The 13,657-nt window shown below is 34.4% G+C and carries 12 protein-coding genes; 5 read left to right on the top strand and 7 right to left on the bottom strand.

The annotated features are described in order from the left end of the window. Positions 1-60: 60 nt before the first annotated feature. The 7 genes from argS to OM075_RS04475 form a co-directional block, all read right to left on the bottom strand. Positions 61-1,980 carry an arginine--tRNA ligase gene (gene argS / locus OM075_RS04505; protein ID WP_301189282.1) on the bottom strand — a complete coding sequence of 640 codons (1,920 nt, stop codon included), beginning with the start codon at positions 1,978-1,980 and terminating at the stop codon, positions 61-63. Between the two features lie 79 nt (positions 1,981-2,059). Continuing rightward, on the bottom strand, positions 2,060-2,572 hold the full coding sequence (locus tag OM075_RS04500) for an energy transducer TonB (protein ID WP_301189281.1): 513 nt from the start codon (positions 2,570-2,572) through the stop codon (positions 2,060-2,062). Between the two features lie 336 nt (positions 2,573-2,908). After that, the gene (locus OM075_RS04495) at positions 2,909-5,116 is read right to left on the bottom strand and encodes a S9 family peptidase (RefSeq protein ID WP_301189280.1); all 2,208 of its coding nucleotides are present in this window, start codon (positions 5,114-5,116) and stop codon (positions 2,909-2,911) included. A 135-nt stretch (positions 5,117-5,251) separates the two neighbouring features. Continuing rightward, the gene (locus OM075_RS04490) at positions 5,252-6,664 is read right to left on the bottom strand and encodes a DUF3570 domain-containing protein (RefSeq protein ID WP_301189279.1); all 1,413 of its coding nucleotides are present in this window, start codon (positions 6,662-6,664) and stop codon (positions 5,252-5,254) included. Between the two features lie 27 nt (positions 6,665-6,691). After that, positions 6,692-6,904, bottom strand: coding sequence for a DUF4266 domain-containing protein (locus tag OM075_RS04485; protein ID WP_301189278.1), 213 nt, complete (start codon positions 6,902-6,904; stop codon positions 6,692-6,694). 4 nt (positions 6,905-6,908) lie between these two features. Further along, positions 6,909-7,901 (bottom strand): FAD:protein FMN transferase, encoded by a 993-nt coding sequence (locus tag OM075_RS04480; RefSeq protein ID WP_301189304.1) that lies wholly within the window; start codon positions 7,899-7,901, stop codon positions 6,909-6,911. Between the two features lie 15 nt (positions 7,902-7,916). Next, complete coding sequence (locus OM075_RS04475; protein ID WP_301189277.1) at positions 7,917-8,354, bottom strand: thioredoxin family protein; 438 nt, start codon at positions 8,352-8,354, stop codon at positions 7,917-7,919. A 389-nt stretch (positions 8,355-8,743) separates the two neighbouring features. On the opposite strand from OM075_RS04475, the gene thrS reads away from it, so the two are divergent. The 5 genes from thrS to OM075_RS04450 all read left to right on the top strand — a co-directional run bounded on the left by thrS (position 8,744) and on the right by OM075_RS04450 (position 13,498). Then, positions 8,744-10,696: a threonine--tRNA ligase gene (gene thrS, locus OM075_RS04470; RefSeq protein ID WP_301189276.1), complete on the top strand. Its 1,953-nt coding sequence runs from the start codon at positions 8,744-8,746 to the stop codon at positions 10,694-10,696. Between the two features lie 37 nt (positions 10,697-10,733). Then, positions 10,734-11,294 carry a translation initiation factor IF-3 gene (gene infC / locus OM075_RS04465; RefSeq protein WP_363321527.1) on the top strand — a complete coding sequence of 187 codons (561 nt, stop codon included), beginning with the start codon at positions 10,734-10,736 and terminating at the stop codon, positions 11,292-11,294. A gap of 34 nt (positions 11,295-11,328) precedes the next feature. Then, positions 11,329-11,526 carry a 50S ribosomal protein L35 gene (gene rpmI / locus OM075_RS04460; RefSeq protein ID WP_301189275.1) on the top strand — a complete coding sequence of 66 codons (198 nt, stop codon included), beginning with the start codon at positions 11,329-11,331 and terminating at the stop codon, positions 11,524-11,526. Positions 11,527-11,621: 95 nt separating this feature from the next. Beyond that, positions 11,622-11,972, top strand: a complete 351-nt coding sequence (gene rplT / locus OM075_RS04455) for a 50S ribosomal protein L20 (protein WP_301189274.1) — start codon at positions 11,622-11,624, stop codon at positions 11,970-11,972. 206 nt (positions 11,973-12,178) lie between these two features. After that, positions 12,179-13,498 (top strand): cysteate synthase, encoded by a 1,320-nt coding sequence (locus tag OM075_RS04450; RefSeq protein ID WP_301189273.1) that lies wholly within the window; start codon positions 12,179-12,181, stop codon positions 13,496-13,498. The last annotated feature ends 159 nt before the right edge of the window (positions 13,499-13,657 follow it).

Genomic DNA, 13,657 nt, shown 5'->3' with positions numbered 1-13,657 from the left:
AATAAAAAGGCCTGCAATATCAAATCTACTGCAGGCCTTTCTGTATATATTTATATGCAATTACATTTTTTCAGGAACATCAACTCCTAATAACCACATTGCATTTTTAATTGTTTTACCAACAGTTTTACATAATACCAGACGCATCATACGCTTATTTTCATCCTCTTCGAAAAGGATTGGATAATCATGATAAAACTGGTTGTACTCTTTTGCCAGGTCATAGACAAAATTCGCAATAATTGCAGGCGAAAATACCTTACCAGCTTCCTTCACAATATTCGGGAAGTTAGAGATCATTCTGATCAGGTTATTTTCCTTTTCTCCAATTTCTACATTTGTAGGAGCCTGATCTGCTACCTCAATACCTTTTTCTGCTGCTTTTCTGAAAATAGATTGAATTCTGGCATGAGTATATTGAATAAACGGACCTGTATTACCATTAAAGTCAATAGATTCAGAAGGATTAAATGTCATGTTTTTGCGAGGATCCACTTTTAAGATGAAATACTTAAGTGCTCCCAATGCAATCATTCTGAATACAGACTCAGCTTCCTCTTCAGAATACCCTTCAAGTTTACCTAACTCTTTCGACATTTCACGAGCTGTGTTCACCATCTCATCCACCAGATCGTCGGCATCAACAACAGTTCCCTCTCTTGATTTCATTTTACCCTCAGGCAGCTCAACCATTCCATACGAGAAATGAACCAGGTCTTTACCCCACTTGAATCCTAATTTATCAAGCAATAATGCCAATACCTGAAAGTGATAATCCTGCTCATTACCTACAACATAAACCATTTTATCGATATTAAAATCGTCATAACGAAGTTTTGCTGTACCAATATCCTGAGTCATATAAACCGATGTACCATCCTTACGAAGCAATAATTTTTCATCAAGGCCATCATCAGCTAAATTACACCATACACTATTGTCATCTCTTCGGTAAAAAAGACCTTTATCCAGACCTTCTAAAACCATATCTCTACCAACAGTAAAAGTATCTGATTCATAGTAGATCTTATCAAAGTCAACACCTAACTTTTTATAAGTCACATCAAAACCGGCATAAACCCATCCATTCATGGTTTCCCAGTCTTTGTATACTTCAGCATCTTTTGCTTCCCATTTTCTAAGCATTTCGCGTGCTTCTAAAATTAAAGGAGCATTATTTTCAGCATATTTACTTAACTCTTCACAAGCTTTGAACTGCTCATTTTCTGCATCATTTAAACCTTCCTTGGTTTTCTTTTTTGCTTTTAAGTCTGAATATAACGCAGAAAAATCAGCTGCATCACTAATTGCTGCATACTCATTCTGTTTTTCTGCAATAATAGCTTTAATCTCAGCTTTATATTCCTGATCAAATTTTACATAGTAGTCACCTACCAATTTATCACCTTTAATTCCTGTTGACTCAGGAGTTGCACCTTCACCCCACTTTTTCCAAGCCAACATCGATTTACAAATATGTATACCTCTATCGTTTACAATATTTGTTTTCACTACTCTGTATCCGTTTGCTCCTGCAATTCTGGATAAAGAATATCCTAAAAGGTTATTACGGATATGCCCAAGGTGTAATGGTTTATTGGTATTAGGTGAAGAATACTCAATCATCATTAAAGGAGAAGTTTCTTCTACAGGCTGATAGCCATAAGTTTCTTCCTTTGCAATATCATTTACTAAATTCAGCCAGTAATCAGCAGCTAATTCAATATTTAAAAATCCTTTAACAACATTATAGTTGGCTACATTCTCATCGGAGTTTTTAATAAACTCACCGATATCGTTACCTGTATCTTCAGGGGATTTTTTTGAAATCTTAAGTAATGGGAAAACCACGATTGTAAAATCACCTGTTAAATCTTTTCGAGTGATTTGAACCTGAGCCTGGTTTTCATTTATTTCTTGTCCGTATAATTCCTTAACTGCGGCAATTACTTTACCTTTTAGTTGCAATTCTATATCCATAACTGCTGTTATTCTGCTTTATATTACAAATGAAAGTGCAAAGATAAAAAAGTTATGCGAATGCGATATAGAACAAGTATTATTCTACCAACTCAAACTCAATATCGATATGATATTCGTTACTTACATTTTGTCCGTTGTAGGTTGCAGGAATCCAGTTCCACGACTGAGGGAATGTTTTTGCAACTTTTAAAACCTCACGATCCAGCAAGGGATGAAGTTTTTTTATAATTCGCAATTGTACCGGGCGGCCAGTACTATCCACACTAACTGCCAATGTAACCCGTCCTTTTACATCCTGGTTTTTAGCTACCTGTGGATAATCAATATGATTTACTATATATACATACGGGATGATAGGACTTCCTTCAAAAAAAACCGGTGTTTCAAAGTATTCATCAGGAGTTTGCCGGTTTGCTATTTTGGTAACCTTTTGAGTATTGTAATCATATTCAAACTCAAATATACCATTTAATGAAAAATAAGCCCATCTCCCACTTTTATGCCCATCTTTATAAGTTCCCCGCTCAATAACATAACCTTTATATTTCCTGTAGTATCTGCCATGCCTTATGGAAGTATCATTTTTCATGGCATAATATTGCTCATAAAAAAAACCATATTCTTTGCTCTGTATTGAGGTTTCCTGTGCCTGCGAATTGACAAAACAAAAGAACAAATAAAAAACCGCTAGATATTTAAAAAGATGCAAAATGAATGTTTTTTATATTAATTGCTCAACTGATGAGAATTGATTTTCAATGTTTTTACTCACGAGATACAAAACACATTTAGGTTTGCATAACCATAACGAAACATTGATAATAGTAAAGATAGGAATTAAAACAAAAACCTTATCATTTTACATTAATAACCGTAAAATGATAAGGTTTTCTGATATTGAAAAAAACTGAAGCCTAAATATATATTATAGATTTCTTTTTAAATAATCACTCATCATCTGATAAAGATGCATTCTTGTGTTTCCTCCGTATATACTGTGATTTCTATTTGGATAAACAAACATATCAAATTGTTTTCCTGCCTGAATTAACTGCTCTACATACTCAACCGTATTTTGATAATGCACATTATCGTCGGCAGAACCATGAATGATAAATAATCTGCCGGATAAATCCTGAGCCATATTTATTGGAGAGTTTTCATCATAACCTTTAGGATTTTCCTGAGGTTTACGCATATATCTTTCGGTGTAAACACTATCGTAATAACGCCAGTTAGTAACCGGAGCTACAGCAATACCCACTTTAAATACGCCATTACCTTTACCCAAACAACTACAACTCATGAAACCTCCATAACTCCATCCCCATATCGCGATTCTTGAAGCATCAGTATATGATAAAGTACCTAAATATTTTGCCGCCTCAATCTGATCATCTGACTCATACTTACCTAATTTCATGTAAGTGCACTTTCTGAATTCTTCACCTCGTGCTCCTGTTCCTCTTGGATCTACACAAGCAACAAGATATCCCTGAGAAGCCAGATATTGCTCCCAACCGATAGACCATCTATCCAAAACTTCCTGAGAGTTAGGACCGCTATACTGAGTCATTAAAACAGGGTATTGCTTTGATGCATCAAAATTCAATGGTTTAACCATCCATCCATTCAACTCAACACCTTCGCTGGTTTTAAATGTAAAAAACTCCTTAGGAGAAATTTCATAAGCCTTTAATTTGGTTTCTAAAGCAGAGTTATCTTCTAAAGTTCTTAACTGCTTTCCTGACTGGTCATGCAATGTATATTTAGGAGGCGTAGTTGTACTCGAATAGTTATTTACATAATACTTGTAAGTTGCACTAAATTGAGCACTATTGGTTCCTTGTTCTGTACTTAGTGTATAATTCTTTTTAGCATCCAGACTAACTGCATAAATTTCGCGTTGCATAGGCGCAACTTTAGCTGCCTGATAATAGATTAACTTTTTATTGGCATCATAACCATAAAATTCCGTTACATCCCAATCGCCTTTGGTTAGTTGTCTAACTTTCATACCAGCCATTGTATACAAGTGAATATGGTTATAACCATCCATTTCACCTACATAAACAAAGTAATCTCCTCCCGGAAGGAATGTTAGATTATCCAATACATCTTCAGCGATATAATAATCATTTCTATGTGTAAAAACGCTCTTTGTAAGAGTTGAAGCTGTGTTTGCAATCAATAAGTCGAATTGATTTTGCAACCTGTTCAGTTTTAAAATTCCAAGCTTACCATCTTCGTAAGTCCATCTGATTCGGGGAATATAATAATCTTCTCCTTCAATGGCCATGGTTTTGGTAGTCCTGTTTTTTACATGAAAAACTTTCACTTCTACCTTAGAGTTATCTTCACCCGCTTTAGGATATTTAAATTTATATTCTCCCGGGTATAAAGCATACTCTTCTTGAGTTGGGTGACTTCCTTTATAAAGAGGAAACTTATATTGCTTTACATTTGACTCATCAAATCGCAGGTAAGCCAGTTCCATACTATTGGGCGACCATTCCATTGCTCTGTTAAATTCAAACTCCTCTTCATAAACCCAATCCGGAACACCATTAATGATTTTATTAAATTCTCCGTCATTTGTTACTCTGGCTTCTGTTCCAAACAATATTTTATGAATATAAACATCATTATCTTTTACAAAAGCCACCATATTTCCGTCTGGTGAAAAGATTGCTGCTTGTTGCTTTCCTTCTTCCGACAAAGGTTTAATCTCTTTTCTTTTTATATCGTATATATAATAGTTTGCTTTATAGGTTCTTCTGTAAATATTTTCTCTATTAGTATATACAAGAATCCTGGTATTTGTACTATTGAACTCATACCCCTGGATATAATCAATCGGACAATCCTTGATGTCCTCAAGATTCATTACTACTTTATCCTGCTTGCCACTGGAATAAGAATATCTTACAATTTTCTTTCCGCCTTCAAGTGTTGTGTAATAATTTCCATCTGAAGTAGATTTTAAACCACTAATGGATTTTGAGTAGAATGTTGCATATTTATTTAAGTCCTCTAGTGTAACCGTCTTTTTTTGAGCTGTTACAAACAATGGAATAATAAAAGCAGTAAAAAATAATATATTCTTTATTGATTTTTTTGTTGATTGATACATATGTAAATAATACTTATTACTAATTAAAGAAACTTTTATCGCGAACAAAGCTAATAATTAGACACTAGGATTCAAATTTTAGTGCTAATTCAAGAAAGTAGTTTTTTAAACTATAAATGTTATGCCATTATAGTTTTACTCTCTAACGAACTTCACTCCAAAAGCCACAAAATTAGCCTTTAACCCTGTATTTCGTTTATAGTTATTATACTTTAAATCAATACTCTTCAATCCAAACTTCCCAATTTTTGCCTTTGTAAATATATCTGTATAAGATATGCCAAAACCAAACTGATCGGCACTAAATTTCGACAGATCATAATCAGATGTATAATATTTACTTGTTGAGAGATGTGTATCAAAAGGTGCAAAATAGTCTGCTGCAGACTGATTATAATAACGATAACTCGGATACAATGTAAACTTTTGCGATATTTTTACCGGAATTTCAACGTTTACAGTATTTGATGTAATTCCCCAATCATCGTAGTAATACCTGTAATAAGTTCGTACAGTTAAATATTCGTTGATAAAATAATGAAATCTGGCTCCCACCGGAATCTTAAACCTAGTACCTGGCAAACGCTCAATATCATCAGCTAGCATAAAAACATCCCTGTTTTTTCTGGTATCATAATCAGGTATACTTTCTGCGTTACCTATATAGTAATTGCTTCTATCGGCAAAATAAACCCGCTGCATAGGATTAGACAGCCAGCCATTCTGCTGTACCAGGTCAAAAAACAGTGAAAACTGTGCATTTCTACTTATTATCTGAGAAAAAGAAACCGATAACGAATAAGTATTCCGCCCCTTATCTGAAACTTTTGAATAATTAACCGGATCCCAAGTGATACTGTTTTTATTAGTAACTATGCCCTGTTGATTTAATATATCTGCATTAGCAAAGAATCCTCGATACAGATCGCCATTTACGTCATCATAAGAGATTAGTTCTGAAGGATAAACCGGTTTCCAGGTATCCAAATACAAACTACCTTTTACATTTATCTCCGTATTTTTTTCATGAAACAACTTTGTATATCCACCTCCAAAACCAATTGAGGTATAATCAAACTCCTTTGAAAAAGAAGCATGCGTATCCCATAATTTATTTCTGTCATCAGAACTGTGAGAATAGTTTCCTGATATATTGGTCCAGGTATCTTTTTGTGAAGCACCAGACGAAGCCACCCAGGGACTACCTGTCATATCATTGTTTGCATTTTGCGAAGCTCCCGATTTATCAAACGGATTCACATTACTCGATGAAGCTGATGTGTAAGTAGAAAATCCGACATCAACAGTTAATACATCATCATCATTTAGAGGTATGCTGACAATAATATTGGGTGTAAAATCTGTAATTTTCTCATCTCCAATACCTCCAATTACAGAAGCATTATCGCCCTCCTGATTATAATAGCTTGATAAAATATCTACTTCGGTATTTTCAAGTACACGCTTTTTAAATGTAAAAGTAGAATCAGATTGAGAATAAACAGAAGCTGAGATCAATAATAATATCAATACAATTAAGTTCTTCATTTTTTATAATATTAATTATACACCACATCAATTACATCCGCAACCACCACCAGACTTTCCGCCATTAGCTCCGGATGCTCCTTCACGATAGACCTGATAATTCGTTTCAAACTTTTTAAACTTCTTATCACTTAATGCCATATCCGGGTCATTAATATTCACTTTTTCATATTCTTTCAGCACCACGCAGGAGCTCATAGCACCCATGACTAATAGTGCAACCAATACTATCTTCTTCATATTCTTATTCTTTAATCAAACTTGATTCCTGACTAAGCTGAATTTTATCTGACTTGATAACTTTACTGTTGTCATCCACTATAATACATTCAACTCCGTTCAATTGGTTAATCATATTTAAACCTGCGTCCACTCCCATAACAAACACTGATGTTGCCAAGGCATCAGCAATCTCAGCATTCATTGTAAAAATTGTAACGCTTAAAATTCCTTTACTTGGATATCCTGTTTTTGGATTGATAATATGAGAATAAGTTTCTCCATTAAACTTTACAAAGTTTTCGTAATTACCAGAAGTAACTACAGCACTATTTTTAACAGGCATCCACGAAAAAACTTTTGATTTATTTAAGGGATTCACAATGGCTACCATCCAGTCTTTACCGTCAGGTTGAGTTCCCCAGGTGTTCAAATCGCCTGATGCATTAATAATTCCGGCTGTTACACCTTGTTTTTGAAGCAATGCCTTTGCTCTGTCGGCAGCATACCCCTTCCCTATAGCTCCAAATCCAATTCGCATTCCTTTATTTTTTAAAAACACAGTTTGATTTTCTTTATTAATGATAATATTATGAAAATCAACATTTCTTATAGAATGCTGTATTTGTTCTTTCGAAGGCATTTCAGTCATACTGCCATCGAATTTCCATATTTTATCCATGGATGCATAAGTAATATCAAATGCACCATCTGTCAGATTAGAGATTTTAAGAGACCGCTCTATTAGCTGAATCAACTCCCCACTAACAACTACTGGTTTTATCCCGGCATTACGGTTAATAAGAGCCGTTTCAGAATTTTCATCCCATGAGGAAATCATGTCTTCTATTCTCGAAATTTCACCTATAGCCAGTTGAATAAACTGATTTCCCTGATCCTGCGTTTGGGCAACCACCGTAATTTCAAACCGGCAACCCATCAGCTTAGTTGTTTGCTTATATATATTATCTGCAAACCCCTGAATCCCTATCAGAACAGCTACTATGGTTAAAAACATTTTTTTCAAAACAATCTATTTAAATGCATTTAACTGATCAAAATAGTCTTGCGGAGTCATTTTTTTATATCCCATAGCCCCCAATACATTTCCTTCTGCATTTAAAATAACCACATATGGAAAGTATCCGTTCTGATTATATTTTTCTGCTAAGGCAGCATTATGCTTTTGATTTTCATCAGACAACCTATTCTTTTTGCTCCGGGGAAAATCGGCCTTTAATATTACAAACTGCTCTTCCGCAATTTTCAGAAATTCTTCGGTATCCAATATTTCTTTTTCAAGTTTGATACAAGGCGCACACCAATCTGAGCCTTGAAATACCAACAGAATACGTTTATTTTCATTTGCAGCTTTAATTTTGGCCTGATCTATCGAAAGATCTTTATCCTGCCCATGAACAATAAATACAGCACATAATAAAGCAATGATCAATGCTAATTTTCTTTTCATAATTGTATTAAAATTAAACCGGTATCCAGAAGTTAGTTAGAAACGCATATTTAAATATCACCATAATACTTAAAGACATAAGCATTTATATTGGATACATTTTGCTTAAAGAAACGTTTCGAATATAGATTTGTTTTACAAATATATTATTTAGATATCTATATTTTTATATTTTATTGAATTCAATAGCATTAATTAAAGGTTGAAGTGAAAATTTTAGCAACTAAAAACAATCTTTACCAATTATCTTTTGGGGTATACTAATGCTTGTAATAAAATATATTTATCTTTGCGTGTTTTTTATTACGATTTTGTAAACAACAAGATTTTGTAAGGAGTTAGGTGTTCGTATAATCTAAGTTCTACAAAGTCTAAAATTTAATATTAAAATGGTTAAAATAACCTTACCAGATAATAGTGTAAGAGAGTACGAATCAGGAGTTACCGGTTTGGAAATTGCCCAGAGTATTAGTCCTCGTTTGGCAAAAGAAGTTTTATCAATCTCAGTGAATGAGCAAACATGGGATCTTACACGTCCAATAACGGAAGATGCTTCCATTAAACTTTATAAGTGGGAAGATGAAGAAGGAAAACATGCATTTTGGCACTCTTCGGCTCACTTAATGGCAGAAGCTTTAGAAGCTTTATACCCCGGAATGAAGTTTGGAATAGGCCCTTCTATTGAAAATGGATTTTACTACGATGTTGATCCAGGCGAAGATGTTGTGCTTAGAGATGCTGACATTCCAAAGATTGAAGCTAAAATGAAAGAATTGGCTCGTCAGAAAAATGCTTACGTACGCACTGATGTTACCAAAGCTGAAGCGCTTTCATATTTCAACGATAAAGGCGATGAATACAAACTTGAGTTAATTAATGAACTTGAGGATGGCACCATCACTTTTTATAAGCAAGGTGAATTTACTGATTTATGTAGAGGACCACACTTACCTTCAACAGAACCTATTAAGGCAGTTAAAGTGTTAAGTATTGCTGGTGCCTACTGGAGAGGTGACGAAACCCGCAAGCAATTAACAAGGGTATATGCAATTACATTCCCTAAACAAAAAATGCTTGACGAATACCTTGTTAGATTAGAGGAAGCTCAAAAACGTGATCATAGAAAAATTGGTAAAGAACTTGAACTTTTTGCTTTTTCTCAAAGAGTAGGACAAGGTTTACCTTTATGGTTACCTAAAGGAGCTAAACTTCGCGAACGTTTAGAGAACTTTTTAAAGAAAGTACAATTACAATATGGTTATCAGCAAGTGATCACTCCACACATTGGAAACAAAGAACTTTATGTTACTTCCGGTCACTACGCAAAATATGGTAAAGATTCATTCCAGCCCATCAACACACCAGCTGAAGGTGAAGAATTTTTACTTAAACCAATGAACTGTCCTCACCACTGTGAGATATTCAAAGTAAAACCTGTTTCATACAAGGATTTACCTATTCGTATGGCTGAATTTGGTACTGTTTATCGTTATGAGCAAAGTGGTGAGTTACACGGACTAACCAGGGTTAGAGGATTTACTCAGGATGATGCACATATTTTCTGTACTCCGGATCAGTTAAAAGATGAGTTTAAAAAAGTAATTGATATTATTCTTTACATTTTTAAAGCTTTAGACTTTAATGATTTTATTACTCAGGTTTCTTTAAGAGATAAAGAAAACAGAGAAAAATATATTGGTAGCGAAGAAAACTGGGAAAAAGCAGAAAGCGCCATTATTGAAGCTTGTCAGGAAAGAGGCATGGAAACCATAGTTGAATATGGAGAAGCCGCCTTCTACGGTCCTAAATTAGACTTTATGGTTCGTGATGCTATTGGTCGTAAATGGCAGTTGGGTACCATTCAGGTTGACTATAACTTACCTGAGCGCTTTGAATTAGAGTATATGGGCTCTGATGGTGAAAAACATCGTCCCGTAATGATTCACAGAGCTCCATTCGGAAGTATGGAACGTTTTGTGGCCGTATTAATAGAACATACCGCAGGAAAATTCCCGTTATGGTTAACTCCTGAGCAAGTGGTAGTTCTACCAATTAGCGAAAAATTTAATGATTACGCTAAAAAAGTTTCAAATGTCCTGAATAATTCCGATATTCGCACCGTTTTAGATGACCGAAACGAGAAGATTGGTCGTAAAATACGTGATAATGAGCTTAAAAGGATTCCTTTCTTACTTATCGTAGGAGAAAAAGAAGCTGAAACAAATTCAGTATCTGTGCGTAAGCAAGGCGATGGAGACCAGGGCTCAATGGAAATAGAACAATTTATAAGCTTTATAAATAAGGAAGTTGAAGAACAACTTTCTGCAATAGATAATAAGTAAACAGTTTAATATTAATTAATTATAGGAGGATTTAGCGATAGCACAGAATAGAAGAAAACCACAGGGTTCGCAGCAAAAGGATACACAAAACTTTCGCATTAATAATGCGATCAGAGTTCCTAAAATAAGACTTGTTGGCGATAATATAGATAATCCGGGAGTATACTCTACATCGGAGGCTATTAAAATGGCTGACGCATTGGAGCTGGATTTAGTGGAGATTTCTCCTAAAGCGGATCCACCCGTATGTCGTATTACTGATTATCAAAAGTTTTTATACCAACAGAAAAGAAAACAAAAAGAGCTTAAATCAAAAGCTGTTAAAGTAGTGGTTAAAGAGATTCGTTTCGGTCCAAACACCGATGATCATGACTACAACTTTAAGTTAAAGCACGCTCAAAAGTTTCTTGCTGAAGGAGCAAAAGTTAAAGCATATGTATTCTTCAAGGGAAGATCGATCTTATTTAAAGAGCAAGGTGAAATTTTGCTTTTAAGATTTGCTCAGGATTTGGAAGAGTATGGAAAGGTTGAGCAATTACCTAAGCTTGAAGGAAAGAGGATGATTATTTTCCTTTCTCCTAAAAAAGCGAAGAAGTAATTTCAATTATATAAACCAATTAATAGTAAGTACAATGCCAAAGATGAAGACGAATTCCAGTGCGAAAAAACGTTTTACAATCACTGGAAGCGGTAAGATTAAAAGAAAGCATGCTTTTAAAAGTCACATTTTAACAAAAAAGACTACTAAGCAAAAAAGAAATCTTACTTACGCAGGACTTGTTCATAAGTCTGACGAAAGCAACGTTAAGTTGTTATTAAACATGAAATAATAAGGACGTAACCTTATTAATTAAATTATTAATCGAATGAAGTTAGCCGAAAGATCCTGAATGCAGGGCGCTAATCATTCTAAAAACAAGCAAAAATGCCAAGATCAGTAAATGCTGTTGCTTCAAGAGCAAGAAGAAAAAAAGTTCTAAAGCAAACTAAAGGTTACTTTGGAAGAAGAAAGAACGTTTGGACGGTAGCAAAAAACACCTACGAAAAAGGTTTAGGTTACGCTTACCGCGATAGAAAAAGAAAGAAAGGTCAATTTAGAGCACTTTGGATTCAAAGAATCAACGCTGCAGCCCGTATTGAAGGAGTATCTTACTCTAAATTAATGGGAATGATGACTCAGAAAAATATTGAAATTAACAGAAAAGTTTTAGCTGACTTAGCTGTTAATCATCCAGAAGCTTTTAAAGCAGTTGTTCAAAAAGCAATGGCTAACTAATTAAAAGCCGATAATGAATAAAAAATGGCAGGAGAGCAATTCTTTCCTGCCATTTTCATTTCATATATTAATTACATAACACGCTGAAATAGAAACTTATTACCCAATCTTTCTAAGATACGGTCTAAATAATACAAGTTTTATTTATTCCGCTTCTTCATAACAATCAAAACACATATTTTTGCGATTCAAAGAAATTATGCACCATGAGTAAAGATTTTAAACCTACTCCATACATTTTGGAATCTGTAAATACAGGTAAACAATTCAATGATGAAGGATGGACTTTAGACGCTCCAGGCGAAAAACAACCTACACTAATCAGAGCTGTTTACGAAAAAAAACAGATTGACGTAAAAGATGAGTCATATGGAATATTTCGTTTTGCAGATTGGTTACCTGTACATAAAATGCTGGAAGGATCTTCAGCACCCGTAACATATAAGAGTGAAGGCCTTGCTAAAAAGCTTGGATTAAATAATTTATACATTACTTTTAGTGGATATTGGCCAGAAAAAGGCGCAAATTTCCGTACTTGTTCTTTTAAAGAAACAGAAGCCTTTACCGTTGGTGGAAGGTTAAGCACAGAAAACGGTTCTGTATTGGTTGTTGCTTCAGCTGGTAATACAGCAAGAGCTTTTGCCAGAGTATGCTCCGACAATAATATTCCTTTATTACTTTGTGTTCCTGAAGATAACATCAATGCTCTTTGGTTTGATGAGCCTATAAAGGACAATGTTAAATTGGTTGTAACAAAATCCGGTAGTGATTATTTTGATGCCATCTATCTTTCAAATTTAGCCTGTGAAATAGATGGTTTTATTGCTGAAGGTGGTGCCAAAAATGTTGCTCGAAGAGATGGTATGGCAACTACAACTTTATCTGCTGTTACAACAATTGGACGTATACCTGATTATTACTTTCAGGCTGTAGGTAGTGGAACAGGAGCTATTGCTGCCTGGGAAGCTAACAAACGTTTAATTGAAGATGGTCGTTTTGGAAATAACTACATGAAGTTAATGGTTTCTCAAAACCATCCTTTTATTCCAATCCATAATGCATGGAAAGCAGATTCAAGAGATATGTTACATCTTGATGATGATGAAGCCAGAAAGCAGGTTGAAGAAATAGATGCCAAAGTGCTTTCAAACAGAAAACCTCCATATCCAATTATTGGTGGATTATATGATGCCATGAAAGAAGCTGGTGGAGATGTTTTATGCGCATCTAATGAAGAAGCTGCTGAAGCCGCACGCATCTTTAAAGAAACAGAAGGTAATGACATTCATTCTGCAGCATCTGTTGCTACTGCAACTTTAATTAATGCAGTAAAAGAGGGCATTGTAAATGCTGATGATTGTATTATGCTAAATATTACAGGAGGTGGTGAAGAAAGAATAAAAAGTGAAAAAGACATTTTATATCTTAAACCAACTCACGTATTTGATATTACACCTACACTAGAAGATGTAAAAAGCGTAATTACTGAGTTGTTTAGTAAAAACAATATCACTCAGGAAGCTTAAATTACAATTTGTAAGATTATACAATAAAATATTTTAAAGAGTACAGTATTTATTCACTGTACTCTTTTTGTTTAAATACTCTAAATCTCAATAGTATAATTCTAACTTTCTATTATTATATTTGCTCTTCATTAAACAAAACTATCGGAAGACAGATAA

The organism is Plebeiibacterium sediminum (genome assembly GCF_026013605.1).
GTDB classification, from domain to species: Bacteria; Bacteroidota; Bacteroidia; order Bacteroidales; family Marinilabiliaceae; genus Saccharicrinis; species Saccharicrinis sediminus.
The sequence above is the reverse complement of the archived record's forward strand: the minus strand, read 5'-3'. Positions and strand labels throughout refer to the sequence as shown.

Coding starts and splice junctions, on each gene's coding strand:
- OM075_RS04495 (WP_301189280.1), bottom strand. CDS start 5,116: ATGTATCAATCAACAAAAAAATCAATAAAGAATATATTATTTTTTACT.
- rpmI (WP_301189275.1), top strand. CDS start 11,329: ATGCCAAAGATGAAGACGAATTCCAGTGCGAAAAAACGTTTTACAATC.
- argS (WP_301189282.1), bottom strand. CDS start 1,980: ATGGATATAGAATTGCAACTAAAAGGTAAAGTAATTGCCGCAGTTAAG.
- OM075_RS04475 (WP_301189277.1), bottom strand. CDS start 8,354: ATGAAAAGAAAATTAGCATTGATCATTGCTTTATTATGTGCTGTATTT.
- OM075_RS04485 (WP_301189278.1), bottom strand. CDS start 6,904: ATGAAGAAGATAGTATTGGTTGCACTATTAGTCATGGGTGCTATGAGC.
- rplT (WP_301189274.1), top strand. CDS start 11,622: ATGCCAAGATCAGTAAATGCTGTTGCTTCAAGAGCAAGAAGAAAAAAA.
- OM075_RS04500 (WP_301189281.1), bottom strand. CDS start 2,572: ATGAAAAATGATACTTCCATAAGGCATGGCAGATACTACAGGAAATAT.
- thrS (WP_301189276.1), top strand. CDS start 8,744: ATGGTTAAAATAACCTTACCAGATAATAGTGTAAGAGAGTACGAATCA.
- OM075_RS04480 (WP_301189304.1), bottom strand. CDS start 7,901: ATGTTTTTAACCATAGTAGCTGTTCTGATAGGGATTCAGGGGTTTGCA.
- OM075_RS04450 (WP_301189273.1), top strand. CDS start 12,179: ATGAGTAAAGATTTTAAACCTACTCCATACATTTTGGAATCTGTAAAT.
- OM075_RS04490 (WP_301189279.1), bottom strand. CDS start 6,664: ATGAAGAACTTAATTGTATTGATATTATTATTGATCTCAGCTTCTGTT.